Source organism: Ligilactobacillus animalis KCTC 3501 = DSM 20602 (assembly GCF_001434535.1).
Classification (GTDB): Bacteria; Bacillota; Bacilli; order Lactobacillales; family Lactobacillaceae; genus Ligilactobacillus; species Ligilactobacillus animalis.
The window spans coordinates 1-232 of record NZ_AYYW01000055.1 but is presented as its reverse complement, the minus strand read 5'-3'; the positions used below and the strand labels follow the sequence as shown (position 1 = coordinate 232).

Genomic DNA, 232 nt, shown 5'->3' with positions numbered 1-232 from the left:
ACCGTTGACCTCCTGCGTGCAAAGCAGGCGCTCTCCCAGCTGAGCTAAAGCCCCATATAATGGGCCTAAGTGGACTCGAACCACCGACCTCACGCTTATCAGGCGTGCGCTCTAACCAGCTGAGCTATAGGCCCATTTAGCTCTGAGAGTAAACCTCTCAAAACTAAACAAAGTTTACGATAAAGTGCAGGTTTCCGAAATTATCCTTAGAAAGGAGGTGATCCAGCCGCAG

1 tRNA gene is annotated in these 232 nt (G+C 50.4%); it reads right to left on the bottom strand.

The annotated features are described in order from the left end of the window. Positions 1 to 60: 60 nt before the first annotated feature. Positions 61 to 134, bottom strand: a tRNA-Ile gene (locus FC30_RS07895). Positions 135 to 232: the final 98 nt, after the last annotated feature.